At 67.3% G+C, this 25913-nt stretch carries 22 protein-coding genes and 1 pseudogene; 10 read left to right on the top strand and 13 right to left on the bottom strand.

Annotated elements, in window-relative coordinates; genetic code table 11:
- Positions 1-3 precede the first annotated feature (3 nt).
- Positions 4-1029, bottom strand: coding sequence for a LuxR C-terminal-related transcriptional regulator (locus tag ABZT02_RS44255; RefSeq protein WP_159083359.1), 1026 nt, complete (start codon positions 1027-1029; stop codon positions 4-6).
- 478 nt (positions 1030-1507) lie between these two features.
- Between ABZT02_RS44255 and ABZT02_RS44250 the strand changes: the two genes are divergently transcribed.
- The 3 genes from ABZT02_RS44250 to ABZT02_RS44240 all read left to right on the top strand — a co-directional run bounded on the left by ABZT02_RS44250 (position 1508) and on the right by ABZT02_RS44240 (position 5611).
- A complete protein-coding gene (locus ABZT02_RS44250; RefSeq protein ID WP_356028762.1) occupies positions 1508-2536 on the top strand; it encodes a phenylacetaldoxime dehydratase family protein in 1029 nt (342 codons plus the stop codon).
- Between the two features lie 69 nt (positions 2537-2605).
- Positions 2606-2998 (top strand): nuclear transport factor 2 family protein, encoded by a 393-nt coding sequence (locus ABZT02_RS44245; RefSeq protein WP_356028759.1) that lies wholly within the window; start codon positions 2606-2608, stop codon positions 2996-2998.
- Positions 2999-3274: 276 nt separating this feature from the next.
- The gene (locus ABZT02_RS44240) at positions 3275-5611 is read left to right on the top strand and encodes a molybdopterin-dependent oxidoreductase (RefSeq protein ID WP_356028755.1); all 2337 of its coding nucleotides are present in this window, start codon (positions 3275-3277) and stop codon (positions 5609-5611) included.
- An 82-nt stretch (positions 5612-5693) separates the two neighbouring features.
- Here ABZT02_RS44240 and ABZT02_RS44235 read toward each other — a convergent pair whose 3' ends face one another.
- From ABZT02_RS44235 to ABZT02_RS44215, 5 genes are all read right to left on the bottom strand, one after another.
- Positions 5694-6632, bottom strand: a complete 939-nt coding sequence (locus ABZT02_RS44235) for a PmoA family protein (protein WP_356028753.1) — start codon at positions 6630-6632, stop codon at positions 5694-5696.
- Positions 6629-7744, bottom strand: a complete 1116-nt coding sequence (locus ABZT02_RS44230) for a Gfo/Idh/MocA family oxidoreductase (protein WP_356028751.1) — start codon at positions 7742-7744, stop codon at positions 6629-6631. The genes ABZT02_RS44235 and ABZT02_RS44230 overlap by 4 nt, the downstream gene beginning before the upstream one ends.
- Before the next feature lie 96 nt (positions 7745-7840).
- A complete protein-coding gene (locus ABZT02_RS44225) occupies positions 7841-9145 on the bottom strand; it encodes a sugar ABC transporter substrate-binding protein (RefSeq protein ID WP_356028748.1) in 1305 nt (434 codons plus the stop codon).
- Between the two features lie 101 nt (positions 9146-9246).
- Entirely contained in the window at positions 9247-10140 is an 894-nt protein-coding gene (locus ABZT02_RS44220; protein WP_356028746.1) for a carbohydrate ABC transporter permease, read from the bottom strand.
- Positions 10133-11053 (bottom strand): sugar ABC transporter permease, encoded by a 921-nt coding sequence (locus ABZT02_RS44215; protein WP_356028743.1) that lies wholly within the window; start codon positions 11051-11053, stop codon positions 10133-10135. The genes ABZT02_RS44220 and ABZT02_RS44215 overlap by 8 nt, the downstream gene beginning before the upstream one ends.
- A gap of 231 nt (positions 11054-11284) precedes the next feature.
- Between ABZT02_RS44215 and ABZT02_RS44210 the strand changes: the two genes are divergently transcribed.
- Both ABZT02_RS44210 and ABZT02_RS44205 read left to right on the top strand, forming a co-directional pair.
- Complete coding sequence (locus tag ABZT02_RS44210; protein WP_356028741.1) at positions 11285-12274, top strand: LacI family DNA-binding transcriptional regulator; 990 nt, start codon at positions 11285-11287, stop codon at positions 12272-12274.
- A gap of 45 nt (positions 12275-12319) precedes the next feature.
- Positions 12320-12580 (top strand): hypothetical protein, encoded by a 261-nt coding sequence (locus tag ABZT02_RS44205; RefSeq protein ID WP_356028738.1) that lies wholly within the window; start codon positions 12320-12322, stop codon positions 12578-12580.
- A gap of 30 nt (positions 12581-12610) precedes the next feature.
- Here the strand turns inward: ABZT02_RS44205 and ABZT02_RS44200 are convergent, their stop codons facing one another.
- Positions 12611-13321: a cupin domain-containing protein gene (locus ABZT02_RS44200; RefSeq protein WP_356028735.1), complete on the bottom strand. Its 711-nt coding sequence runs from the start codon at positions 13319-13321 to the stop codon at positions 12611-12613.
- A gap of 132 nt (positions 13322-13453) precedes the next feature.
- Here ABZT02_RS44200 and ABZT02_RS44195 point away from each other — a divergent pair, with 132 nt between their 5' ends.
- On the top strand, positions 13454-14098 hold the full coding sequence (locus ABZT02_RS44195; RefSeq protein WP_356028733.1) for an SGNH/GDSL hydrolase family protein: 645 nt from the start codon (positions 13454-13456) through the stop codon (positions 14096-14098).
- Between the two features lie 74 nt (positions 14099-14172).
- Here ABZT02_RS44195 and ABZT02_RS44190 read toward each other — a convergent pair whose 3' ends face one another.
- From ABZT02_RS44190 to ABZT02_RS44180, 3 genes are all read right to left on the bottom strand, one after another.
- A complete protein-coding gene (locus ABZT02_RS44190) occupies positions 14173-16443 on the bottom strand; it encodes a right-handed parallel beta-helix repeat-containing protein (RefSeq protein WP_356028730.1) in 2271 nt (756 codons plus the stop codon).
- Between the two features lie 474 nt (positions 16444-16917).
- Entirely contained in the window at positions 16918-19398 is a 2481-nt protein-coding gene (locus ABZT02_RS44185; RefSeq protein WP_356028728.1) for an RICIN domain-containing protein, read from the bottom strand.
- Between the two features lie 355 nt (positions 19399-19753).
- The gene (locus ABZT02_RS44180) at positions 19754-20749 is read right to left on the bottom strand and encodes a LacI family DNA-binding transcriptional regulator (RefSeq protein ID WP_356028726.1); all 996 of its coding nucleotides are present in this window, start codon (positions 20747-20749) and stop codon (positions 19754-19756) included.
- Positions 20750-21009: 260 nt separating this feature from the next.
- Here ABZT02_RS44180 and ABZT02_RS44175 point away from each other — a divergent pair, with 260 nt between their 5' ends.
- The gene (locus ABZT02_RS44175) at positions 21010-22092 is read left to right on the top strand and encodes a LacI family DNA-binding transcriptional regulator (protein ID WP_356028723.1); all 1083 of its coding nucleotides are present in this window, start codon (positions 21010-21012) and stop codon (positions 22090-22092) included.
- 105 nt (positions 22093-22197) lie between these two features.
- Here ABZT02_RS44175 and ABZT02_RS44170 read toward each other — a convergent pair whose 3' ends face one another.
- Positions 22198-22563, bottom strand: coding sequence for a helix-turn-helix domain-containing protein (locus ABZT02_RS44170; protein ID WP_107447243.1), 366 nt, complete (start codon positions 22561-22563; stop codon positions 22198-22200).
- A gap of 108 nt (positions 22564-22671) precedes the next feature.
- Between ABZT02_RS44170 and ABZT02_RS44165 the strand changes: the two genes are divergently transcribed.
- The 3 genes from ABZT02_RS44165 (at position 22672) to ABZT02_RS44155 (ending at position 24739) form a co-directional block, all read left to right on the top strand.
- Positions 22672-23466 carry an MBL fold metallo-hydrolase gene (locus ABZT02_RS44165; protein WP_356028721.1) on the top strand — a complete coding sequence of 265 codons (795 nt, stop codon included), beginning with the start codon at positions 22672-22674 and terminating at the stop codon, positions 23464-23466.
- 220 nt (positions 23467-23686) lie between these two features.
- A complete protein-coding gene (locus tag ABZT02_RS44160) occupies positions 23687-24037 on the top strand; it encodes a nuclear transport factor 2 family protein (protein WP_356028718.1) in 351 nt (116 codons plus the stop codon).
- Positions 24038-24388: 351 nt separating this feature from the next.
- Positions 24389-24739: a nuclear transport factor 2 family protein gene (locus ABZT02_RS44155; protein ID WP_356028715.1), complete on the top strand. Its 351-nt coding sequence runs from the start codon at positions 24389-24391 to the stop codon at positions 24737-24739.
- Between the two features lie 111 nt (positions 24740-24850).
- Here ABZT02_RS44155 and ABZT02_RS44150 read toward each other — a convergent pair whose 3' ends face one another.
- Entirely contained in the window at positions 24851-25201 is a 351-nt protein-coding gene (locus tag ABZT02_RS44150; protein ID WP_356028712.1) for an ester cyclase, read from the bottom strand.
- 495 nt (positions 25202-25696) lie between these two features.
- Positions 25697-25913: pseudogene (locus tag ABZT02_RS44145) on the bottom strand (ABC transporter permease); the annotation flags it as partial.

Here is a 25913-nt window from a genome sequence, read left to right as displayed (position 1 = left end):
CTACTAGGCACCACCGTGCATCGCTCGAGTGAGCTCCACCCGTGACCGCAACGCGAGTTTACGGTACGTGCTCTTCAAGTACTTCTTGACGGTGTGAGGGCTCAGGAAGAGCTGTACCGCGATCTCGCCATCCCTCAAGCCCGAGGCAACGAGGTCTGCTATCTCGTACTCCCTGGGGCTCAGGACTCCCTGGATCCAAGTCCGTGCGTGAGTCGGTGACGGTGCGTCGACCCGGTTGTGGATGATCGTGATGATCATGTCGTCGTCCGGCAGGTGAACCGACCGTAGCCTCAGGCCGGTCTCCGGATCTACGCTCGGGCGCGCCGTACCGTCGCGAACATGTGCTGCTCCTTCGCGCGCCCTGGCCAGAACATCGTCGAAGGTCTGGTCCTCTGACAGCCCGGCGAGGACCTGCCGTGCCGCTGGATTCGCGGTGCGTTCCGCAGTGCGTGTGTCCGTCACGATGACCGGTTCGTCGATCAGCTCAAGGGCCGCGGACGCGCGCGCGAGCCGTCTGTCGAGCTCTTCAGCGACGTTGTTCCTCTCCATGGCCAGGCCGGACAGACGGCCGAGCGCCTCCATCACGGTCAGCTCCGCGAGAGCGAATCTGCCCTGGCTCGACGTCCGAGCCACGTTCAAGGTGCCTCGTACCTCTCCGGCCACGATCAGAGGTGCCTGCAACGTGTGGGCGATGCTGTGCAGGGCGAGCACCTGCCTGTAGAGGGGAAGCAGCATCCACTCGGCCGGCTCTGAGATCTCTGCTTCCGTCACCGCTGAACGACGTGTCAACACCGCCTGCAGCACAGGGTCCGAGTCGCGACCCTGATGTTCGTACCTGGCGAGGAAGTACTCGCTGACGCCATGCGCAAGCACGCTCGATGCCGCGTTACCGTCGCTGCCCAGGAGATACACGCCCGCGGCCTTTCCGGGGATGACGCGGCACATTTCCTCAAGGATCCTGGTCTGGATCTCCTCCTGCTCCCCACACATGCGTGCCTCGGCGGCGAACCGGAGCAGCGTGGTGCTCACCGAACCCTCCACACGGGGCGCCCTTCTGCGGCCGAGCCGCTGGTCGATGCCCGACGTACGACACCAGCTGCTGCAAACAGATCTCCCTGAGTACGCGCGAGATACCAAGGGCGGCGCCCGTCACGAGGCGCCGTTGGTGCCTGAAAGGTTTCGTGCGTCGTCATTCGCCTCTGTCGAAAGAACCCGATGTTCACTTGGTCCCCGGGAAGGCCGGCGCGTGGTGACCTCACCGCTCGCGCTGCTCCGAGGATCGACCCATGCGGGAGCAGGGTCAAGTCTGAACAGCCCCGCCGGCGCTGCGACGGAAGGTTGCGAAGAGAAGAGGACCCGTTCGGGTGACGCCGGCGCGTCTCGGTCTCCGTCGCACGCCTCGGTGGCCTCCAACGAGTACGGGTCGGCAGTACCTGCTCGGGGTCTGACGACGCGGGGTCGCGCGCAGCAACGCTGAGCCATGAGTTGCCCATGAGAGGAACCGACGGTGACGAAGATACGACCTCGCGACTTCCACAATCCCTACTCCGCGTACAGCTCGACTTTCTCGTCACTCGACGAAGTCATCGTCATGGCGCAGATAGGCATTCAGTACCTCCCAGGAACTGATGCGAAGGACGTGCATGAGCGGCTGCAGGGGGCCTTGGCAGCAGAGTCCCGTGTCTATCAGGCCGAGGCCGGACGCCATGTGGACGCAGCCGGCCGCGCCAACGAGGTTTTCATGACCTACTGGACCTCCGACGAGGATTACCAGCGATGGCGTGCGGAGCACCCGCTGGAGTCCTGGGCGCCGAGCTTGGTTGAGCGAGGCATCGGCCTGTGGGTCGAGACGATTCAGGTGCCGGCGCGCCGACTGGAGACGTCCTTTTCGACCGAGGACGTCCGATGGGGTATCGCCGAGAGTCGATCGACGCAGCTCAACCCGTTCCACTCCTACTTCGGGTCGATGCGCGACCGTATCCACGACGCCGAGGACGGCGGCCTTCCGGTGACCGTCCAGGACGTCTCATTGGGTGCTGTGACTTCGCTTGACCGCCATATCTGGTTCGAGGTGCCGGAAAACGCCTGCTTCATCAGGTCGCCTCAAGGTTGGCGGCACTGTCCCGATGCAGAGCGCGACTGGTTCGAGGAGCGGATGCTCCCCGTCTATCAAGCAGGGGTCGACTACCTGGTGGACAACCCCCTCACGACCGGGTGTCTCAGTATCCGCAAGCTCGACGTCGACTTCCCGGCCGGATCGCAGGTGCAGACGTCCTCTCTGGCTTGGTGGCAGTCGCTGGCGCACCTCGAGGCATGGGCCCATGAGCATCCGACTCATCTTGCGATCCTGAAGAGCTTCGGTGAGCTGGCGGCGCACTTCGCGCCAGACGTCACCGTGGTGCTCGGTCACGAGGTCTATGTGGTGCCGGAGGGCGGCGCCCGAGCCGAATACGTCAATTGTCACGACCGTACCGGCCTGCTGCCGTTCTTCGGCCATCTGAGCACCGCTGAGTCCCGTCCCATTACCCGTCACTGAGCGGTCCGGGTCCCTGGCCGAAGGTAAGACACGAGGTCGAACACGATCGTTGACTACGAAGTCGGCGGAATGCATGTTGCCAGGCTGCAGCCCGGGAGTGAGTCGTCGACTCGGTCAACTCCGGTGCTCTCGTGCACGGCGGACTCCAAGGTGCACATGGCCGGAGCGCCCGAGGCGCGAGGCTCCGAGGAGTGCCGGGCGGCCTTCGGGTTCCTGCTCGAAGCCTGGCCCGACCAGCAGTTCGACATCCAGGAGATCGTGGCCCACGACGGGGGCTACGTGTGCCGCTCGATCCTCACCGGCACCCTGGCCAAGCTATGGAACCTGGGCAGCACGGTGGTCGAGCAGCGCGGGCAACGCGTGAGCTTCGGCATCCTCGACGTCATGACGTGCCGCGAGGGTCTGATCGTGCGCAAGGAGGTCTGGCTCGACGGCAGGGCGATGACGGCAGCGCTCATGTGAGGCGAAACCGCGAGGTTTGGTCGGTATCCGCACGCACCCCAGAGGTGTACGAACGAGGGTTGACCTAGGTCTTCGCCCGGCCTGAGCGAGGTCGGGGCTCGCGAGCGGCCAGCCAGGCGCTTGCCCCCCACGGGGCCGGCTCTCGAGTCGTTGTCCAACGCCGTTCACCATCCGGGTCTCGGTGGATGGTGGGTCCACCGTGCTCGAGTCAGTACGAGCGGTGAACTCCGCTCGGTCACGACTGCCACGCATTGCTTGATGAGAGGACGTTCACCCATGCAGAACCCGCGCCCCGCTCGACCAGATGTGCACCACGGAGTGTTCACGACTGCCACGCACTGGGGGAGGTATCGAGTCGTCGTCAAGGGCGGGGAGGTCCGCTGGATCTCACCCCTGGACGACCCGGAGCCGGCCACGATCGGCTACCGCCGAACGAGCTATGACCAAGGTCGAGGTCGTGTCCTTCGTCCCATGGTTCGGACCAGCTACCTGCGGAACAGGGATACGCCCGCGCGACGACGGGGCGACGACACCTTTACACCTGTCTCGTGGGAGCGCGCGCTCGACCTGGTGGCAGAAGAGATCAAGCGCGCCCACAACACGCGCGGGCCCAGCTCGATCTTCGGAGGTTCCTACGGGTGGGCAAGCGCTGGGCGCTTTCACCATGCGCAAAGTCAGGTGCATCGCTTCCTCAACGTGGCAGGTGGCTACACGCCTTCGACCGACAGCTACAGCTTCGCCGCCATGGCGCGGATCGTCCCGCACGTGCTCGGCACCTCAGCCAACGAGCACTTGCTGTCCGTCCCGACGTGGGAGGAGATCGCGGAGCACGTCGACCTCCTCCTGGCCTTCGGTGGCCTTCCTGCCAAGAACGCCCAGGTCAACCCCGGCGGGGTACACGTGCACCGGTCGCGCTCGGGCCTGCGGATGTGCGCCGAGGCCGGCGTCGAGCTGGTCAACATCAGTCCACAGCGGAGCGACCTCGACATCGACGATGCGCAATGGGTCCGCGTCAGGCCCAACACAGACACCGCTTTGATGCTGGCCCTGACCTACGAGGTGTGGGCCGCCGGCGACCACGATGCCGAGTTCCTGCGGGAGTGCTGCGTGGGGGCCGAGGATCTCGTGGCCTACCTGTCCGGGGCTCTGGACGGCGTAGTCAAGGACGCGAGCTGGGCGGCCGAGGTGTGTGACATCCCTGACGCCACCATCCGTGACCTTGCGCGCCGGATCGTGGGCGGCCGGACGTTGATCACAGTGAGCTGGTCCATTCAGCGCGGTGACCATGGCGAGCAGCCCTTCTGGGCCGCCATTGCTCTCGCCGCCATGGCCGGTCACCTGGGTCGGCCCCAGAGGGGGGTCGCGCTCGGGTTCGGCACCCACCACAGCACCGGCGCGCGTCAACGCAGGCTTCCGGTCGCCGCATTCCCGCAAAAAGTGCGTGAGCTTCCCGAGATCGCGCCCATCCCGGTTGCTCGCATCGCCGACATGCTGCTGGGTCCTGGGCAGGAGATCGACTTCGACGGCCGCCGCGTGACCTTTCCCGACATCGACCTCGTCTACTGGTGCGGGGGAAACCCGTTCCATCATCACCAGGACCTCAATCGCCTGGTGGAGGCCTGGCAGCAACCCCGTACGATCATCGTGCACGAGTCCTTCTGGACCGCCACCGCCAAGCATGCCGACATCGTGCTGCCAGTCTCCACCTATCTCGAACGCAACGACGTGGCGTTCGGCCGCCACGAGTCTCACCTCTCTGTCATGCACGCCGCGGTAGACCCCCCGGGAGAGGCACGCGACGACTATGCGGTGTTCGCGGACTTGGCAGACCGGCTTGGATTCCGCCGCGAGTTCACCGAAGGTCGGTCTGCCGATGAGTGGGTGCGGCATCTCTACGACACCACGCGAGACGGCCTGGCCGCTGCCGGCATGCCGATTCCTGACTTCCCGACCTTCTGGGCCGCCGGCGAGGTCACCATTCCCCTGCCGGAGCCCGATCGGCGGGCCGACCCGTTGGCGTTGTTGCGTGAGGACCCGATGCGAAACCCGTTGGCCACGCCTTCCGGCAAGGTTGAACTGACCTCGGCGACGATCGAGTCCTTCGCCTACGACGACTGTCCGGGACACCCCACCTGGCTCGAGCCTCAGGAGTGGTTGGGCTCGACGGTTGCGGAGCGCTTCCCCCTGCACCTGCTCTCTCCGCAGCCGCGAACCCGTCTACACAGCCAGTACGACCAAGCAGACCACAGCGCTGAGTCCAAGGTCCGGGGACGCGAGCCGATACAGGTGAACCCCGACGACGCGACAGCCCGCCACATCCGCGCGGGTGACGTCGTTCGGGTCTTCAACGACCGTGGTCAGTGTCTCGCCGGTGCGGTGATCGATCCAGGAGTCCGCAGCGGCGTCGTCGTGCTCCATGCCGGAGCGTGGTACGACCCCATCGAGCCTGGTGGGCTCGACGCGCACGGCAACCCGAACGTGCTCACCTTCGACAAGGGCACCTCGAAGCTCGCCCAAGGCCCAAGCTCAGGAACGGCGCTTGTCCAGGTCGAACGCTTTGACGGACCACTCCCGCCAGTGCGGGCCTTCGACCCTCCTGCGCAGGACACCTAGTAGAACTCCGTTACGTCCGAACTCTCGGGCAAGCCGGAGTGCCGGACACCCGCCCGGCACTCCGGTCACCACTCCGTGGGGCTCATACGGTTTCACCGGCAGCGACGGGCGCCTCGGACCGCGCGAGCACCTCGCGCACCGCGTCGGCGAGCGCGGGAGCCGCGTTGGCGTCGGCATCGGCGATCCCGACGCCGTAGCGGAACCGCACGGTGGAGCCCTGTTCGATGGTCAGCTCCTCGCTGAAGAACGGTGCGGGGTTGAGGCAGGCGAACTCCTCTGTACGGGCGAACCACTGCGGCGGGTGGTTGGGGTTGGCTGCGTCGTCGACCATGAGCACCAGCGACTCGGCGTCCGTCTCGTCGTGGCGGCCCGCGAAAGCCATCCACTGCATGCGCCGCCCGCGGACCTCGTCGCCGCCCAGGCCTTCCTCGGTCACGAACTGACCGCCGGTGAACGAGCGTGGCCCCCGCCAGAACAGGCCGCCGTAGCCGGCGTTCTCCCGTCCCTTGGTGGTCGGCGATCCCATGGCGACGTCCGTTCCGGAGACGTTCGTCATCTGCGTCTCGAACGTCAACGCCCAGGCGTCCGGGGAGATCAAGTGCGCCCGCAGCGTCCTGCGTTCCGTGAAGAACAGCGCGCCGGACTGGGTGGTCCAGTCCAGGTCGTGAGCGACGGTTGCCGTATCGGCGTCTCGGTTCATGGCGACGATACGGCGGTGCGCCTGGGTTCCGTTGTTCTCCAGCTGGACGTAGAAGCGTCCGTGGATGTACGTGGGGCCGCCCCAGAAGTTCTCCTCGCCCACGTGGGGCAGGGACCATGCGATGCCCTTGTGCCATACGTGGTCGTGGGGACGGAACAGGCTGACCACCTTGCCGGCCCGAGTGCGCAGGGGGTGGATGTAGGGCTTGGGCGACTCCAGTTGAACGGTGTCCGGCTGGTAGATGTAGCGGAACAGCTCGGTGTCGCCGTCTCGGACTGTTACGGAGGCACCGAGGTCGTGGCGGATTGCAAGAGCGTTCATACGAGGACTTCCTTGATGGGTTCCCAGGGCACGGCGCCGCCGTCCATGCTGAGCGTGAACGGGTCGTCGCCGGTCAGTTCCCCTGCGGCAATGGGGACTCCGCGGAAGGCCGAGGCGTATGTCGCCGCGGCGAACTCCAGGGTGCGGCGCGCCTCCGGCAGGCAGACGCCGGGTTCCTGACCGGCGTCCCAGGCGTCGAAGATCGCCTCGATCTGGCTCCTGTGTCCGCTCGTGATGTCCGGCCCGTGAGCGTCGGCCCAGAGGGGCGCGAGCTCTTCGTGGCCGGGTGCCGGGGTGAATCGCCAGTGCTCCTCGCGGTAGCCGTAGAGGTGCTCCAGTTCGACCGTGGCGTACTCGAAGTCGAAGCGCAGGCGGGAGGTCTCCCGCGGGGAGAGCAGGGAGTTGACGACCGTGGCGAGGGCTCCGCCCGCGAACCGGACGGCGGCGATCGAGACGTCCTCGGTGTCCGTGGGCCGCGCCTGGCGGTCGGCGAGTGCGGTGATCCGGGACCAGGGGCCGAGCACCGACAGCATCAGGTCGAACTGGTGGATGCCGTGTCCCATGGTGGGGCCGCCGCCTTCGACGTCCCAGCGTCCCCGCCACGGCACCTCGAAGTACTCGTCGGGCCGGTACCACAGGGTTTCGCAGGTGGCGACCAGTGGCCGGCCCAGTACGCCGGAGGCCGCCAGTCGGCGCAGGCGTACGGCCGCCGCCCCGTACCGGTGCTGGAAGACCGTCAGGACCCTGGAGCCGGTCTGTTCCTGCACCGCGGCCAGTTGGTCCATCTCGCGCAGGCTCAGCGCGGTCGGCTTCTCCACCAGTGCGGTGACGCCTGCCTGCATCACCAGGGATGCCAGGGGTGCGTGGGTCTGCGGTGGCGTGCAGATGTGCACCAGATCGAACTCATCGCTCTCCAGCAGGTCCTTCGGGTCGCTGAAGACCTGCGGCGCGGAGAATCGGTCGGCGAACTCAGCGGCACGTGTCCGGTCGACATCGGCGACGGCGACCAGCTGTGCACGTGCGGAGAGTTCGGTGAGGGCTTCGGCGTGGGCGTGGGCGATACCGCCGGTGCCGATGATGGCCACGCGGTACGGCGGCCGGGAGCTGGGCATGGGTGGTTTCTCTCTCTTGGATTTCTGACTCGCTTGACGCGGGCTCTCCCCGGGGCCGCGGGGGGAGGGGAGGGGCCACGGCCCCGGGAGGAGAGGTCACTTGGCCGCGTCGATCTCGCCCTGCAGCTCCTTGATGAAGGCCTTCGCGGCGGCTTCGGGCGAGGTCTTCTTGAAGTAGACGTCCTGGCTGTAGCGCTGCAGCTCCGGCTCGATCCCGCTTCCGCCGTTGGGCGTCACGACCGGCGACTCACCCGGCGTCACCGCGTTCATGTAGTCGACGGCCGCCTTGTCGGTCCCCGCCAGACCCGAATCGAGGTGCTGGAGCATCTTCTTGTTCGCGGGGATTCCGCGCTCCGTCTTGAGGATGTCCGCGGCCGCCGGGTCGTTGAGCAGGAAGTTGACGAACTCGGCGGCTTCGGCCGGGTGCTTGCTCTGGCTGGAGACCGCCCAGTACATGGAGGGCTTGAGGAAGTTTGCCTTCGCGGTGCCGACGTGGGGCATCTGGAGCAGCTTCAGTTGCGCGCCGGTCGCCTGCTGCAACGCGGTGACCTGCGTGTTGTAGGCCCCGGCCATGGCTGCCTTGCCGGTGGCGAAGCTGCCGGCGGTGATACCGGCGGTCTGGTCCTCGACCATCGTCGAGGCCTTGACACTGGCCCCGGAGGAGATGAGGTTCAGCCCGTACTTCCACATGTCGACGAGCGCCTTGGGCTTGAGCGTGACGTTTCCGTCCTTGCCGAAGACGTTGCCGCCCTCCTGACGGGCCCAGTACTTGAGACTGCCGGCGTCGAAGCCGGGGGCGCCGGCCGTACCGTGGATCTTGCCGCCGCTCTTGTCCGTCAGCTCCTTCGCGACCTTGGCGTAGTCGTCCCAGGTCCACGTCTTGTCGTCGGGGAGGGCCACGCCGTACTTCTTGAACAGGTCGGTGTTCACGACGACGGACATGACGCCGATACCGACGGGAAGCGCGTACTGCGTACCGTCGACCTGTCCGGTGGCGAGGGCGTTGGCGTCGAACTGCGAGGTGTCGAGGAACTTCTTGGCCTGGCCGAGGTCGTACAGCGCTCCCCGGTCCGCGTAGGACGCGAGGTAGAGCTCGTCCATCTGGACGACGTCGGGCGAGTCCTTGGCGGCGGTGGTCGTCGCGAGCGCGTCCCAGTAGCCGTTCCAGTCCTTGTACTGTCCCTTGATCTTGATCTTGGGGTACTTCTTCTCGAACGCGGCGATGGCCTCGTCGGTGAGCTTGGCGCGGGCGTCCGCTCCCCAGTAGGTGAGGCGGAGGGTGACCGGCTTGTCGCTGAGCTTGGCAGGGGTGTCGGTGCCGCTTCCGGAGCAGGCTGTGAGTACGAGCGAGAGTGAGGCGACCGCTCCGATCGCGACGCGTCTGAAGGGGCTGGCGTGCATGTGGTTCTCCTGTGCGTGATGTGTGGGTGTGTTCTGTGGCCGCGGTGCTCCCGAGCGGTCATGACCCGGTGCCTCCGCAGGTCCGGCTGTGGCCCTCGCGGTTACTTGCCGCCGGTGGTGGCGATGCCTCGAAGGAGGAAGCGCTGTCCGGCGAGGAAGACGAGGAAGACGGGAACGAGCGACACGACGCTCATGGCGAAGACCGAGCCCCAGTCGGTCGCGCTCTGCTGGTCGACGAAGGTGCGCAGCGCGAGCGGTGTCGTGTACTTGTCCGGATCCGTGAGGTAGATGAGCTGGGTGTAGAAGTCGTTCCAGGTCCAGATGAAGGTGAAGATGGCGGTGGTCGCCAGCGCCGGGACCATCAGCGGCAGGATGACGTGGAAGAAGATCCGCGCGTGCCCGGCGCCGTCGATCCGTGCGGCCTCGTCGATCTCGCGGGGGATGCCGCGGATGAACTGCACCATCAGGAAGATGAAGAAGGCGTCGGTCGCCAGGAACTTCGGCACGATCAGGGGCAGGAAGGTGTTGACCCAGCCGAGCTGCGAGTACAGGACGTACTGCGGAACGATGATCACGTGGACGGGCAGCATGATCGTGACGAGCATGATGGCGAACCACACGCGCTTCGCCTTGAACTCGAGCCTGGCGAACGCGTAGGCGGCCAGGGAGCAGGCGAACAGGTTGCCGAGGATCGCGCCGGTCACGACGATCAGCGAGTTGATCAGATAGTGGCTGAACGGGTGGGAGAAGGCGTTCCAGCCGTTGCTGTAGTTCTCCAGCCGCAGGTGCGTCAGGGTGAGCCCGGCACTGCGGAAGATCTCGCTGTTCGGGCGCAGGGAGCTGACGACCATCCACAGGACGGGGTACAGCATCATCAACGCACAGGCGATGAGGAGGATGTGCTTGAGGAGAGCGCGGATCCTGCGCTGTCCGCGGCGCCCGTGGGAGCGGGCGACGGTCGGCGTGCGGGGTACGGCTGCGGCGCGGTCAGTCATCGTAAAACACCCAGTACTTTGAGGCCCAGAAGTTGACGGCGGTGAAGAGCGCGACGATGAGGAGGAGGACCCACGCGAGCGCGGACGCGTAACCCATGTCGAAGTGGCCGAACCCCCGCTGGTAGAGGTACAGCGAGTAGAAGAGGGTGGAATCGGCAGGACCTCCGGTGCCGCCCGAGACCACGAAGGCCTGCGTGAACGTCTGGAAGGCGTGGATGATCTGCAGCACCAGGTTGAAGAAGATGATCGGTGTCAGCAGCGGGATCGTGATGCTGCGGAACTGGCGCCAGCGCTTCGCGCCGTCGACGGACGCCGCCTCGTAGAGGGAGGTCGGAATCTGCCGCAGGCCGGCGAGGAAGATGACCATGGGGGCGCCGAACGTCCAGACGTTCAGGACGATGAGGGTCGACAACGCGGTTCCCGGCTCGGAGACCCAGCCCTGTCCGTGAACGCCGAACAGGCCGAGGCCCTTGTTCACCAGACCGCTTGTGCCGAAGACCGTGCGCCACAGCACCGCGATCGCGACGCTGCCGCCGATCAGTGAGGGCAGATAGAAGACGGAGCGGTAGAAGGCGAGGCCCCGCACTCCCTTGTCCATCAGCAGCGCCAGTCCCAAGGCCAGCGCCAGTTGCAGCGGGACGGAGACCAGGACGTAGGTGAACGTCACCTGGAGCGACTGGTGCAGACGCTCGTCATGGAGCATCCGCGTCCAGTTGTCGAGTCCGCTGAACTGCGGCGGCTGCAGCAGGTTGTACTTGGTGAAGCTGAGGTAGAGCGAGGCCAGCATCGGGCCGAGAGTGATCCCGAAGAGCCCGACGAACCAGGGCAGAAGAAAGAAGAACGCCGCCTTGTTCTGCTGTCGCGCGCCCTGTTGGGACCCGCGCAGCCGGCGTAGTTCATTGATGGAGCTCACGGCACTGCTCCCTTGAGCGGCGGCATCGGAAACACAGTGGTGCGGGACCGTCCCAGGTCCCGCCCTCCCGCAAAAAGTGATCGTTCACCCTGTGGGTTGCGAGGACCATAGTGAACGATCACTTTTTCCGTCAAGAGTGTGTACTCTCTGACTTCCGGAAGGTTGGCAGAAGGTGGGGGCAAGCGGATGGACGGCGCTGACACGGCGCGACGACGGCCGACGATCACAGACGTGGCACAGCTGGCCGGGGTGTCACCCCAGACGGTGTCGCGGTATCTGCGGTTCAACGGCGGGCTGAAGCCGACGACCCTGGAACGCGTGGAGAAGGCGATCCGTGAACTGGACTACCGCCCCAACCTGGTGGCGCGGTCCATGCGCACGCGCAAGACCGGCAGGCTGGCGATAATCATGCCCGCCATGGCCTTCAACCCCTCACGCATGCTGGCGGGAGCCAGCGCGACGGCACAGGCCGCAGGATACTTCGTGGACGTCGTGAGCGCCGGGGGCGGCATACGGGCCAGGAGCGAGCGCCTGCTGGAACTCGCCGACTCGGGACAGTTCGAGGGCATGCTCTCCCTCGCCCCCGTACTCCCCTCGGTGGAGAACCAATTGCACCAGAGGACGACCGTGGTGATCTCGGCCGATTTCGACGACGAGATGCGCGTCATCGGAGAGTTGGCTGACGCCAGGCCCCTGGCTCAGATGATCGAGCATCTGGCAGCACTTGGCCACACCCGGTTCCTGCATGTGGCCGGCGACGCGCAGTTCGCCTCCGCGCGAGCGCGCAAACAGAGCTATCTGGACACGATCGAACACCTCGGCCTCGAGTCGGTCGGGGTCTTCGACGGCGACTGGTCCGGCGAGTCCGGCATCGAGGCGATCCGGTCGCTCCCGAGCCGTTCGCGACCGACCGCGGTGATCGCGGCCAACGACCTCGTCGCCGCCGGCGTCGTCCGCGGCGCCCGGGAACGCGGCTGGGACGTGCCGGCCGACATCAGCGTGACCGGCTGGGACAACGTCGGCGTGGGTCAGTTCATGAACCCGTCCCTGACCACCGTCGACGTGGACCTCGAACGGCTCGGCAGCAAGGCCATGGACAAGCTGATCGCGGGTTTGAGGCACACAGCGACCGTGTCGGCTGAGGTATCCCTGTTCCGCGTCATCTGGCGGGAGTCGACGGCCGAGCCGCCTGCGACAGGGCGACCCAGCCGCAGGCGGTGACCAAGGGCGGGCACCGCCGCCGGAGGAGCGGTCGCGGGGCAGCCGATGTGCTTCCCCTGCCTGACCGGCCGTCCGGCCCGCTCTGAGGAGCGAGCCGGTGCGGCGGCGTGCGCCACCGGGCCGGAGTTGGCCCGGGCCGGCAAGGCGTACTCCTCCCACGCGATACGGACCCACGCGAGCACGGTGTCCCGCGAGCCGGCAGGCTTCCACGGGTTGGGGCGCGGCAGTCGGTTCGGCAGGTCACCCGCCTTCGACCACGACGCCCACCAGCAGCGCAACGCCGTCGGGCGGTCCATCAACCGCTGAAGCGGTGACGTGACCCGCGGCACCGGTGCATCAGTTCTCGTATACGTCGAGCCGGCCGCACATTCCGAACTTCCCACGAACAGCGGGCTGTTGGGATCTCACGACGGCATCGGCGAGGTGGGGACACTCTCCCCGCTCCAGCGAGTCGAGCTGCACCCCGGTGGCCGCGGCGGCGGCCTCGGCGCCCCGGCGCCACCGCTCGCGCCACTCTTCGATACGCGGCCGCACGAGCGCGGCGGCGGCCCGGTGGAACGCGGCCAGGGCCTCGGGCCCCTCGGCCTCGCGCAGTGCCCGGTAGCCCTCCAGGGCGAGGTCCCGGCGGGCCCGGGCGACGCGCTCCTGCTCCTCCTCGGGCGCATCGGGCGGGATGACGGTGGCGCGTGCGTACGCCTCCGGATCGATCAGGTACTCCGGGGGCAGCGTGAGGACGGCGTCCCCCGCCTCCGGCAGCCCGCTGTTCTGCATCAGCACGGTGATCCTCAGATCACCCTCGTTGACCAGCCGGTGGATGGTGCCGGGCGTGAACCAGGCGACCGTGCCGGCCCGGAGCGGGGTGACCTCGTATCCGGATGTGGTCAGCGTCTGCACGGCACCGCGTCCGCCGGTGACGACGTAGGCCTCCGAACACGCCAGGTGCATGTGAGGAGTGCCGCCGCATCCCCCGTCGGCGGCAGGCCAGTCGTACACCGACACGTGTGAGATGGCGACGCCCCCAGGCAATCCTGTGTTGGTTGCAGTCATGTGCGCGCGCATTCCATTTCGTGAGACAGTAAGCGATTTCTCTATTCTCAGTGAATTTACATGCCCCTCACGCGCCGGGTCAATATTATGCTTAAAATCGAACCTCGCTGACAGAGCGGCAAGGAGGATGATGTGAACAATGGATTGGCAGGCAAGAGTGTTTACGCGTTCGGTGACAGCATTGTGTACGGACACGTGTATCCGCGCAGTTTTGCGGACATCGTCGCCGAGCAGGAGAGCATGACCCTCACCAAGTTCGCCCGAAATGGTGCCACCATCGGCGCCGACCCTCATGCCTCCGGTGGGCAAATACGTGCGCAGGTCGAGGATGCGCCCGACGTCGCGGCCGACTTCGTCATCTTCGACGGAGGCACCAACGATGCGCAGTCGATCTACCGGGATCGGGCGTATGACGTCGGCACTTACGCGGAAGAGCTGGAGAGGACATTGAAGACGATGAAGCGGAAATGGCCGACCGCTCGCATCGCGTACGTCGCAGCCCACAAACTCGGCTCGCGGGACTGGGACATTCAGGTAGCCCTGCGCAAGGTGACCTTGCAGGCCTGTCGGCAGTGGGATGTCGCCATTGCCGACGTTTTCGGGGAGACCGCGTTCGACACCCGCGATGATGCTCACCGGGCGAAATACACATTCGACGACCTGGTCGACGGTCTTCCTGGTACAGAGGGATCGGGAACGCACCCCAACATGGCCGGTATCACCGCATTCTATGTGCCGGTGGTAACCGCCGGACTGCAGCAGATTTCATCACGTTGATCGATGCGCGGAAATCAGGTCTGCCGGGCCGGCGCCGGCCCGACAGACCTGATTTTATCTTTTCAGGGCCGATATTATTGGCCGTACGCGGGTCCGCGTGCGATCCGGACGTCGTCCACGTGCACCGACCCTCGCTCACCCCCGTTCGAGTACCAGGCGATCTTCGCGATCCCCTGCATCGAGGTGCGGAACGTGGCGTCGGTCAGGATGCGCTCGCCGTCGATGTCCAGATCGAAGCGCTGGTTCACCGTGTCCACGGTGAGCGTGACCCGGTACCACTTGCCGTTGGTGTACGTGCCGAGCACAGTGTCGGTGGTGCCCTGATAGGCGTGGATCTGGCCGCGGGCGAAAGCGACGCTGACGGCCTGGACGCCGCTGGAGTTGTACACGTACGGCAACCCGAACCAGCCGGCTTGCGTGTCGTTGCGCATAACCTGCGCGTCGATGGTCACCAGGCCCTGCAGCGGGGTGCTGAAAAGCCGGGCGAGGTTCGTGCCGTCTGTGCCGCCGCCGTCGACGGTGCGGGTCAGGCGGACGCTCTTGTCGGTGGCGGACGGGGTCTCCACCACGGAGATGTCGTTATTGGTGGAGATGACCCGCCAACCGTTCGTCCCGTTGGCGAGCGTCCCGGTGGGCCGGCTGTCGAAGGTGTCCGTGAAGGCGATGTTGGGCGCTCCGCGTTCGAAGGCGCCGATCTCCGGAGCGCTCCCGAGCGGCACCGTGGCGCCGGCGAAGTCGAGGCCACCGTTGTTGGCGACGGTGGCGCCGGCGTCGACGAAGGGGGACCCCGCCTGGAGTGCGAAGTTGGCCGCGGTGTCGGGTCTGGGACCGTTCTCGTCGCCGTAGGGTCCGGTGACGGCGGCGTTGACGAACAGCGGGTTGCCCTTCTTGGGCGTCGTTTCGGGCACGCTGGTCAGCGTGTCCGAGTACCCGTTGTTGGTGTAGACGATGCTCGACTCGAGCCTGAAGGTGGCGTCCTTGGTGGAGCCGAACAGGTTGTTGGTCAGCGTGGCCTTGCCGGGGCCGGTGACACCGCCGTCCACCATGGCCGCTGCGGCGGTGTTGTAGAAGGTGTTGTTGTAGATGTCCGCCGTCGTGCCGGCCGACTGCGACAGGTGAAGGGTCCATCTGCTGCTGCCCGTCACGACGTTGTAGCGCACGATCACGCTGCCGAACTTGACCGCGGAGTTGCACGCACACAGCAGGATGCCGTCGCCGTTGTCGTGCAGGTAGTTGTACTGGAACAGTTGGTTGGTGGTGCCGATGTCGGGGTCCAGGGCGTTCTGGTCAGCGCCGCCCGCCGCCAGGTGGGTGCCCATGATCTCGTTGTGCTGGACGGTGACGTTGTCGGCCATGTTGGTCTCGACGCCGGAGACGCCGACCCGGTCGATCACGTTGCCTTCGAGGAGTCCGCCGCGCACACCGGTGAGGTAGATGCCGTTGCAGCCGTAGGGGGTGTTCGCCTGCGTGATGTAGTTGCCGCGGAACGTGACGTTGGTGTACGGGGTGAAGGCGGGGTCGGTGGCCGTGGCGCGCTTGCCCCAGCCGGTGAAGACGGCGCCGGGGGCGTCACCGGCGTACTGCTTCGTGACGATCCCGCTGAACGAGGTGTTCTTGATCGTGGAGTTCTCCACGGTGATGTCGTCGAGCACCGTGGGGGCGCCGGGCGCGGTGATGTCCTGCACGCCGGTGAGGAACGCGATGCCGCCGGTGTCCTTCGAGCGGTCCCAGCCCTGCGCGAAGGTGATGCCCGGCTTGTTGCTCGCTGTGCTGCCGCCGACCCACTTGACCTCGCCGGTCACGTCGTGCACGTCGACCGAGTCGATCACGAAGTGGTGCAGGGTCTGCCCGTTGTCGCCATGCACGCCGATGCCGCGGAAGTCACCGAGCTTCGAACCGTCCGTCGTCCCCGTGGGCACCGCGTTGGATACGTCGAGGTTGCGGATCTCCCAGTACTGCTGGTTGTTCAGCCGCACCGCGTCGCCGACCGTCCCCTGACCGGCGATCTTCGGCTTGGCACCCGTCCCGTAGCTGTCGATGGAGATCGGGGAGCCGTCGATACCGGACCCCTTCGGCCACAGTTGCCCGGTCCAGCTGTCACCGGCCTCGAAGCGAATGATGTCGCCGGGCTGGAACGTCGTCGAGTTGACCTTGGTCAGGGAGCGCCAGGGGGCGCTGCTGGTAGTGCCCGCGTTACTGTCGCTGCCGTTCGTGCTCACGTAGTAGGTGGTGCCCGCGGCGAAAGCCCGCTGCGCGGGGATGAGCACGATGGACGCGATCACGACGGCCAGCACGCACAGTACGGCGGCGGTCGATTGTGGCAGAAGTCTTCGATTGACGGTCATGGTCCTCTTCTTGTCGTCCGGGGTGTGGTCCTGGCTCCTGTCATGACGCCTGTGGCCGGGCCTGCGGGTAACGGCTCGGGGCCCGGACGGCCCCGGTCCGTGCGGTGGACGCACCAGCGAGTGCGCGACGACATCCGGGGGAGTCCGGGCGGACACGGCTCTTCGGGGGCCGGGCCCTGCGGAAGTTCCGGCACCTCGAACGCGGCGTGGCGCGAGTCCTCGTGGTCGCCGTTCTTCCGCCACCGCGGTTGGCCGAGAATCCTCATGTCTGCCTCTCCGGAAGTGTTCTGGAAAGCCTACGGGAAAACGTATTCCGCTCAGGGTGCCCAGCGGTTGTCAAGTGCGTCAAGGCTTTGAGCGGGCCGGCTCTGGTGGGCCGGTCTGACACGCGCGCCGTCGCTTCCGGCGCCCGTCGGGGGGCAGGCCCGGGGTTCGGGCCTGCCCCGCTCACGGTCTTGCTCGCTGCTCAGCCGGTCAGGCCACCTTCACCAGCTTCCACCGCTGGTTGCTGCTGCCGTTGGTGAACCACTGGTCGATGGGGGTGTTGTCGGTGGTCCCGGCCTTGGACACGTCGGCCTTGTACCCGTTCGAACGGGACTCGATGGTGTACGTGCCGCTGCCGGCCGGGACGATCAGCCACTGCTGGGTGACGCTCCCGCTGGGGGTCCCCACCTGCAACTGAGTGCCGGGCCAGGTGGATGCCGCGTTGACGTCGAGGGCCTTGCCGCTGGTCACACCCGTGACGGTGAGGTAGCCACCGCTGGTGTAGGCCAGCTTCCACTGCTGGCTGCCGCTGTTCGCGTCGGTCTTCTGGACAACGGGCGTGCCGTCGCTGGTTCCACCGTTGTAGACGGTGAGCACCTTGCCGCTGCTCAGGCTGACGATCTTGTAGGTGCCGGACAGGTCGCTGACCGGTTCGTGGGTGATGGAGAAGTTGGAGTACTCGACGGGGTAGTAGCCGGCCGTGCCCAGGCCGGCCAGGCCCGCGCCGTAGCTCGCGTCGGTGACCGTGCCGACGGTGTCTCCGTCGATCTTGGCCGTGATGGTGCTGTCCTGGAAGGTCAGGGACAGCTTGTGCCAGGTACCCGTGCCGGGCGCGGTGACGGTACCGCCGGCGAGGGTGGTCCAGTTCCACGAGTTGTTGCCGGCGGTGTCGGTCTTCAGCAGCGACCAGGACCCGGTGTCGGACAGGCGCAGGTGATAGGCGTTCATCCCCCCGGCGCTGAACTTCGTCTGGGTGCCGACACGGCCCAGAAGCTCTGCGGAGCTGCCGCTCTTCTCCAGCAGTACATCGGAGCTGACCGTGTAGTTGCTCCAGCCGACGTCGCCCATGATGGTGTAGGGCTGGACGGCGTTCGAGGCCGGATACCACCAGATGATCGGCTTCTGCGGTGCCGTCTGGCGCAGGCACTGGCCGGTGCGGCCCCCGGTGCAGGGGGCGGCCTGGAACGCGCCGTTCATGGAGGCGAAGTACTTCGCCTCCTGCCCCGTGCCGTAGCCGGCGAAGGAGTCCGAGTACGGCATGACGAGCCGGTTGCGGGCGGGCGAGGTGGCCGTTCCGGCGCCCTGACCGGTGGTGGTGGTCACGGTGTAGACGTGACCGGGGTCCAGGGTGAGGGTGTACGTGCCGTTGGTCGCGGTCAGGTCACTGTTCCGCACCATGCGCGGGGTGGCGCCGCCGGACTGCGACAGATCCGTGGACCACACGTGCAGGGCCCCGCCGGGCAGACCTCCTGCCACGTTGAGGGTGACCGTCTGGGACGCGGTGGCGTCCATGGTCTCGAAGACGGTGCTCCAGGCGCTCTTGTCGGGCGCGGCGTAGCTGACGTAGCTGCCGTTGGCACGGTCGCCGCCGAGATAGCCGGAGGCGGAGTCGATGTACTTCCAGCCGGGTGAGGTGAACTGCGTGGTCTGGGCGATGGACCAGGCGGTGCGGGAGACGCTGTAGGCGCCGGACCACGGCTGGTTCGCGGTGACCAGGCCCTGGTCGTGGAAGTAGAGGTTCTGGTAGTCGGCGGCCAGCAGGGGCCAGTTGATGTACGCGCTCAGCTTGGCGTCGAGGTAGCCGCGGTTGATGGCGCGGGCGACCGGGGCCGCTCCGGTTTCGGCGTTCTCCGAGCCGTTCTCGCTGGCCCAGAGCTGCTTGCCCAGCGACTGGGCGTCGGCGGAGGAGGAGCAGGTGGTCATCGCGGACGCGTACGTGCAGGGGTAGTGCGCGCCGACGATGTCCACCGCGTTGTTCAGGGCGCTGTCGGTCTTCATGGCGGTGGCGATGTTCCAGTTGGTCTCATCGCTGCCGACCAGCTTGGTCGAGGTGTAGCCGTTCGCCGCCAGGGCGGACTTGAGCTGCTCGTAGAAGCCGGCGTTGTACGTCTTCTCGTTCCGGCCGCCGATGTAGTCGATGGTCAGGCCGTGCTGTTTGGCGCAGCCCAGCCAGTCGATCAGGTAGTTGATCCCGTCCGTCGAGTAGAAGCTGCCGTTCCCGATCCAACCGGGGGCGCCCCAGGCCAGGGCGAAGAGCTTGATGCCGGGGTTACGGGCCTTGGCCTGCTCCATCATCCACCACTCGTAGCCCGCGTCGCAGTCGATCTCGCCCCTCGCGTGCTCGAAGCTGGCCTCGGAACCGTCGGTGGAGTTGGTGTCGCCGCCGACCTCGACCTTGAGGATCTGCAGGGCCGCGCCGTAACCGGGCTTGAACAGGTAGTCCAGCACCTGGCTGCGCTGGGTGGCCGGGTAGTCGAACAGCAGGCGGCTGTTGCCGCCGCCACCGCTGATCGCTCCGACACCGTCGAAGGTGCGGCCGCCGCCGGCGCCGTCCACGGTGATCGCCGTGTCGGTGGCGGCATACGCCGGCGACACCGCTCGGCCGGTCAGCAGGGCCAGTGCCATGAGGAGGGCGGCCAGCGCCGCCAGCCGTCTGATGTGCCTGTCAGGCAGGCTCAAAGCATTGTGCACGGGGGCCTTCCTTGGGGGCGGTGCGGGTGTGTGACTTGCACTGAGACGCGGTCCTGGGCCCTGTTGCGTGGAATCGCGCGTGGCGGCAGGGGCCAGGCTGGGGAGGTCGTACTCGCATTGGGCTTGATCGGTCGACTGCGCATCGATCGCCACGGGGAAGCCGAGGCAGCTCGGGCAACCTCTGGAGTTTGCCGAAAGCCCAGATGTCTGTACTCGGAAACGGTCGGGAAATCGTATTCCGCGGGCAGTGTGGCCGTCTGTGACCGAAGGCGTCAAGGGTTTGTGCAGGGGTTCCTGGAGGTCCTGCGTGCGTCGGCCCTCCCTCCACCGGGCCGGACCCCGGCTGAGGGTCGGTTCAGGCCACGCGGATCGTCGTGCTGTCGCGCACCACGACCTGGCCGCGCATCATCAAGTGCTCCTTTTCCGCACGAGCCCTGAGCGCGAGGCGGACCGCTTCGGCACCCGCCTGTGCCAGCGGCAACGACACGGTCGTCAGCCGCGGTGTCACGTCGGTCGCGAGTTCGATGTCGTCGAAACCGGTCAGCGAGACGTCCGCCGGCACCGCCACTCCGGCAGCCCGGAAGGCGGACATCGCACCGATGGCGATGGTGTCGTTGGCTGCGAGCACCGCATGGGGCGGCTCCAGCCCTTCGGCGACCAGCCTCTGCGCCGCGTCGAATCCACCGTGGCGGCTCACCGCGCCATGCGAGCTCCGGATGTGTCGCTCCTCGACACCGCCGTCGCGGAGCCCGGCCATGAAGCCCGCGGTGCGGGCGGATACGTTCCCCCGCCCGCGGGCGCCGGCCAGGATCGTCACGTGCCGATGCCCCAACTCGGCGATGTGATGGGCGAGTTCCTTTGCCGAGCCGTAGTTGTCGAAGCTGATGGAGTCGAACGGCATGTCGGTGTCGCCGACGATCACCACCCGGCCGCCCTCGCGTTCGTAGCCGAGCAGCTCGTCGAGCAGGCGCCCGTCGAGCGCGTTCGCGTCGAGGCGGCTGGAGGTCAGGATGAGCGCACGGGGCCGGAGGGCACGCTGCAGCCGGACGGTTTCCAGCTGGCGCGCGGCGGTGCCGTGGGTCGACGAGACGGTCACGAACGCACCGGCGTCCCGCGCCTGCCGTTCCATCGCCGCGGCGACCATTCCCATCGAAGGGGTCGTCAGGTCGTCGCCGACGACCGCGATCGCGTCGTTCGCCCGCCGCATCGCCCGGGCCGAGGCGTCCGCGCTATAGCGCAACGCAGCCGCAGCGGCGAGGACCCGCTGCCGGTATTCCGCCGCGACCGTCCGGGAACTGCCGCCCAGGACTCGTGACGCAGTCGGCACCGACACGCCGGCAGCCGCCGCCACATCACGCAGAGTGACTGTCGGTCTGGCTGGATGAGGCATCGTGCGTTCCCTCCCGCTTGACGAGGCGAGCCGCCGTGGACGGTATCCGAGAATATCCGTGGCCGGCCCTCTACGGGATACGGCCGGTTTCGCCGATCGCGGTTCCGTAAGGCGCGCGCCCAGGGCGACATATCAGAAGGCGCGAGCGTTCTGCGTGGAGTGACCTTCCTTGATCACCCCGCACTCCAAGACGCTGTGCGGCCCGGTGCACAATATGCGGCATGGAAGATGGGTCGGCAGCGCCTTCTCCGCCCCCCAGCGGGAAGTCCGTGTCGGGGGAGCGCAAGGCGACCCTGCGTGATGTGGCGCGAGCGGCGGGCGTCTCGCAAGCCACCGCGTCGCGCGTGCTCAACGGCAGCATCCGGAACGTCCAGCAGGAGAACGCCGCCCGTGTGCTCGCCGCAGCCGCTGAACTCGACTACACCCCGCACCTGTCCGCCCAGGCGATCGCGCGGGGCTCGACCAACACCGCCGCGCTGGTCGTCAACGGTGTCGACGACCCGTACTTCTCCTCCATCGCGGGAGGGGTGACGCAGGCGGCGGAGGCCGCGGGACTCATCGTCACCATGGCGGTCGCGGACCGCTCCCCCGAGCGGGAACTCCAGATCGTCAGGACCCTGCGCGGCATGCGGCCCCGCGCCATCATCCTGACCGGCAGCCGCATCGAGGGCACCGACACCCGCGCGCCCCTCGTCGAGGAACTCGACGCCTACCGGGAAGCGGGCGGCAGCGTGGTTCTGATCAGCCGGCACGACCTGCCGTTCCACACCGTCAGCATCGACAACTACGGTGGAGCGCGGCAACTCGCCCGCGCACTGGTCGGCCTTGGCTACCGTCGGTTCGCGGTGGTCCGCGCAGGCGCCGGACTCAAGACGTCCCGTGACCGGTGCGACGGCTTCGTGGAGGGCCTGCGCGAGTTCAACATCGACGTGGACGAGCGGTACGTGGTCGAAGCCGAATTCAGCCGCCGAGGCGGAGGTGCGGCCGCCCGCGAGCTCGTCCGGAGGGGCCTGGCCGCCGTCGAACTCGTCTTCGCCGTCAACGACGTTATGGCGATCGGCGTCATGACGGCCTTCCGCGACGCCGGGCTGGCCCCCGGCCAGGACGTCGCCGTCGCCGGCTTCGACGACATCGGCCCAGCGGTGGACGTCCACCCGGCGCTGACCACCGTGACCGTACCCCTGCACCAGGTCGGACTCTGCGCGATGGAACTCGCGCTCTCCGACGACGATGCCCCGCGGATCGTACCGGTCTCCACGAACGTAGTCCTGCGGGACAGCACACCCCGCAACTACCGTGAGTGACAGCGAGCCGTATCGAGTTCTGGGTTCCCCACGGGGTTCGTGCTGGTCAGGGCGCTCGCTCACACGGCAGAAGCACGGTGACGTGTGCACTCCGAGCCTGCCTTTTCAGGGCTTCGGGTGGGTGTGTCGGTGGTGGGCGTAGTCGCTGGTGTGTTCTTCAGCCCAGTTCTGCAGGTGTTGCAGTGCGGTGGTGGCGCCGCGGGCGAGGTCGGTCAGGGCGTACAGCACCGTCGGCGGGCGGTCGGCATGCACGGTGCGGGTGATCAGTCCACCGGTTTCGAGGTCGCGCAGTGTCTGCGCGAGCATCTTGTCGCTGACGCCGCCGGCCCGTCGGCGCAGCTCGGACCAGCGTTGCGGGCCCTCCATGAGGTCGACCAGGACCAGGGCGGCCCACCGGGCGGTGACCAGGTCGAACAGCTGCCTGCCGGGGCAGACCGGATTACGGACGTTGCCGCGCGTGCTTTCCTGCACGTGCTCACCTCACCTAAAGGTATGTACTTCCCCATAGGAAGTAACTAGGTCAGAGTGAGGGAGTCAACCGCTGATCGTCAAGGAGTACCTGTGGTATCCGATGTTGCCGTGACCCGTGCCGTGAACACCGTGACGGTGCTCGGCGGCCCCACCGCGCTGATCCGCCTGGCCGGATGGACGCTGCTGACCGACCCGACCTTCGACGCCGCCGGCACCGAGTACCGGGACGGCCCGGTCGTGGTGCGCAAGACCGCCGGCCCGGCGCTGAAGCCTGCACAACTGCCCGCTCTCGATGCCGTCGTGGTCAGCCACACCGGGCATCTGGACAACCTTGACACCGCCGGGCGTGCGGTGGCCTCCGGTGCCTCGGACGTGTTCACCACCGTCGCCGGCGCCACCGATCTCGGGGGCGCGGCCGTCGGCCTGGAGCCCTGGCAGACCCGGACCCTGTCGAAGGCGGGCCGTACGCCGCTGAACATCACCGCGGTCCCCGCCCGCCACGGGCCCGTCGGCACCGAGGACATCACCGGTCCGGTCACCGGCTTCCTCCTGCACACCGACGATGGCTCCACACCGAGCGTGTACGTCTCCGGTGACACCGTCGACCTGGACGCGATGAGCGCCCTGGCCGGCCGGTACCGCGTCGACGTGGCGCTGCTGCACCTGGGCGCGGCCGGCTTCGAGGAGCTCGGTGACATACGACTGTCGCTGACCGCGACCCAGGCCGTCGAGGCCCGCCGCCTGCTCGGTGACCCCCTCGTGGTGGCCGTGCACGCCGAGGGCTGGGCGCACTACACCGAGGACCGCGGCCACGTCCAGCAGACCTTCGACGCCGCCGGCGTCCCGCTGCACTGGCCCACCCCGGGCGAGCCCGTCACCCTGCCCGTCCCGCACACCCGCTGACACCTCACCCCGTGCCGCCGCCGGCGCGGGAGCGGCTGCGGTCACCGCACTGCATGAGGGCCTCGCCACTGTGCCGGAAAGATCATCAGTGTGCATGACAGCGCCCAGCAGCTTGTGGGGCTGATGCCGCGCACCACTGGTCAATGGCTCACGCAGGTCGGCCTGTAGGCGACCCGCCCGTCCGCAGCGAAGAAACGAAAAGAATAGAAGAGGAAAGAATATGAAGCCGGAAGTCGTGCACGAGCGCTTCGCCCAGTACCTCAAGGACCGGGACCTCGACGGGCTGGGTTCCCTGTTCGCCGAGGACGCCATGTTCGTACCGGGACCGGGGCAGGAGCCGGTCTACGGCAGGGAAGGCATCAAGGAAGCGCTGAAGCCCTACCTCGCCGCGCCCAGCACCATGGAGGTGGTGGCCGCGTCGGTCCATCAGAACGGCGACCTGGCGATGGTCCAGCCGTCCTGGCGGATCACGAGCGAGAGCGGCACCGTGGAAGGAAAGGCGGTCGAGGTGATGAGGAGGACGAGCGAGGGGGACTGGGTTTACATCATCGACAACCCCTACGGCGTCTGATTCTCGTCATCCCGGCATCACCGTCGGGCGACGGAACCTCGTCACGGCAGCGGTGGCCGTATCGACATTCTCGATGCGGCCCCCGCTGCACTGGCGCACCCCTCACCCTGCCCGTCCCGCACACCCGCTGACACCTCACCCCGTGCCGCCGCCGGCGCGGGAGCGGCTGCGGTCACCGCACTGCATGAGGGCCTCGCCACTGTGCCGGAAAGATCATCAGTGTGCATGACAGCGCCCAGCAGCTTGTGGGGCTGATGCCGCGCACCACTGGTCAATGGCTCACGCAGGTCGGCCTGTAGGCGACCCGCCCGTCCGCAGCGAAGAAACGAAAAGAATAGAAGAGGAAAGAATATGAAGCCGGAAGTCGTGCACGAGCGCTTCGCCCAGTACCTCAAGGACCGGGACCTCGACGGGCTGGGTTCCCTGTTCGCCGAGGACGCCATGTTCGTACCGGGACCGGGGCAGGAGCCGGTCTACGGCAGGGAAGGCATCAAGGAAGCGCTGAAGCCCTACCTCGCCGCGCCCGGCACCTTTGAGATGGGGGCCGCGTCGGTCCATCAGAACGGCGACCTGGCGATGGTCCAGGTGCCCTGGCGGATCACGGGCGAGGACGGCACCCTGGAAGGAAAGTCGGTCGAGGTGATGAAGAGGACGAGCGAGGGGGACTGGGTCTACATCATCGAAAACCCCTACGCCGTCTGATTCTCGTCGTCCCGGCATCACCGTCGGGCGACGGAACCTCGTCACGGCAGCGGCGGCCGTATCGACATTCTCGATGCGGCCGCCGCTTGCTTTCCGGCGTCGGTGACACGGTCATGATCCGGTGTGGTGCGGGCGCGGTTGGCCGGTGAGGGTGAGCAGGTCTTCGACGTGGCGTTGTGCGGTGAAGGCTCCGCTGCCGGCGGCGGACAGGTCGGTGCCGGCGAAGTCCACGCGGGCACCGGCTGCCACGGCACCGAGGAAAGCGGTGCCGGAGAACCGCCGGTACAGCAGTGCTTCATCGGTTCCGACCGGGGTGAGTCGTTCGATGGTGTACCGGCCGTCGGGAAACGCCGCGGCCAGTGCGGTCAGCAGCATGACAAGGACGTCGCGGTCGCTGGCTTCGTCGCCGAAGCCTGCGGGGCGGTTGTGGTCGTGGAAGTCCTCGGCCAGGTGGGCCTGCACGCGTTCGGGGCCGAAGGGACGGGGCGGGGGACGAGCAGTGGCCGAACGCCTCGGGCGAGAGGTTCGTAGGACACGCGTCGGCCGAAGTGGTCGGTGATGGCCTGGGCGGGGTCGGGGCTCGTGATCCCCGGATTCTGTCCCACGGCGATCGTGCCGGTGATGTCGGGGCGATCGAACAGGGCAGCGGCGACGTCGGCGTTGTCCAGGTGCGACGACCAGAAGACCGGAAAGTCCGCGGCCGGCGGGTAGCGCAGCACGCCCTGGGTGCGTACGACGCCGAGGATCGGCGGCAGAAGCAGGTTCTCCAGGAAGAGCCGCGGAGCGATCACGGCGTGCGACAGACCGGTTCCTGTCCCGCTCCCGGTAGGAACATGGCGTGTTCGTCGGGCAAGGAACTCAATCCGTCGAGGTCCCGGTCCTCGATGTACTGGGTGAAGGGTTCGCGCGCAGCTTCGGCATGTTCCGTCCTGGGTGCCGGGCCCGCCCCCACGGCGTCTACTCGTTGCGTGCTCCGTCGAACGACGAGTCGGCGCCGGCCAGCGTCATCGAGCCCCCGCACAGCAGTCCTGCCGCGGCGGCCCCGCCGGCCAGCACCGTGACCGGGATGAGGGTCTCCTGGTTCCGGGCGCTGTCCAGGACCTGTAGCGGGGTTCCTGCAAGGTGCAGCAGGGCGTAGGTGCGGCGGCGGTCCAGGACGGAGGCGGCCGCGGTG

The organism is Streptomyces sp. NPDC005402, from assembly GCF_040606575.1.
In the GTDB taxonomy this organism is placed as follows: domain Bacteria; phylum Actinomycetota; class Actinomycetes; order Streptomycetales; family Streptomycetaceae; genus Streptomyces.
Note: the sequence above shows the minus strand (reverse complement) of the source record. Positions and strands in the feature narration are given on the sequence as shown.